The 784-nt window shown below is 70.0% G+C and carries 1 protein-coding gene; it reads left to right on the top strand.

The annotated features are described in order from the left end of the window. Window positions 1-784 (top strand): polyketide synthase dehydratase domain-containing protein (locus E1266_RS37545; protein WP_207946173.1); only part of this gene is annotated, 784 nt, incomplete at both ends.

The following is a 784-nucleotide window of genomic DNA, read 5'->3' as shown; positions in this document are numbered from 1 at the left end:
CCACCTGGACCCGACTCCTCACCAACCTCGCCACCCTCCACACCCAAGGCACCCACCTCAACTGGCCCCACATCCTCGAAGCCATCGGCATCACAGCTCCGAGTGAGCCCATAGCCCTGCCGAACTATGCGTTTCAGAGGCAGCGCTACTGGCTGGAGGTTCCTGCCGGGGCCTCCGACGTCGCGTCGGCGGGATTGGAGGCGGGCGGCCATCCGCTGCTCGGCGCCTGCGTGACGCTCGCCGACGAGCAGACCACCGTTTTCACCGGACGCCTGTCCCTGGACACCCACCCCTGGCTCGCCGACCACGCCATCAACGACACACCCGTCCTCCCCGGCACCGCCTACCTAGAACTCGCCATCCACGCAGGCGACCACACCGGAACACCCCACATCGAGGAACTGAGTCTCCACACGCCTCTCACCCTCGTCGCCCCCACCCAGATCCAGATAACCGTTGCCGCCCCCGACGGCGACGGCCGTCGCGCCCTGACCATCCACTCCCGCCGCGCCAGCGACGATGCCGACGAGCCCTGGACCTGCCACGCCACCGGCATCCTCAGCCCTGCCGCCGCGACGGCAGCCGCGATCGATCCGGCCGGTTCCGCACCCTGGCCGCCGACCGACGCAGAGCAGGTGCCGACCGACGACCTCTACGAGCAGTTCGACGACCTGGGACTCAACTACGGGCCCCTCTTCCAGGGCGTCCGCACCGCCTGGCGCGCCTCCGGCGCGATCTACGCCGAGGTCCAGCTCCCCGACCCCGACGCCGCCACCGGCTACAC

It is taken from the genome of Actinomadura sp. 7K534 (assembly GCF_004348575.1).
Classification (GTDB): Bacteria; Actinomycetota; Actinomycetes; order Streptosporangiales; family Streptosporangiaceae; genus Spirillospora; species Spirillospora livida.
The sequence above is the reverse complement of the archived record's forward strand: the minus strand, read 5'-3'. Positions and strand labels throughout refer to the sequence as shown.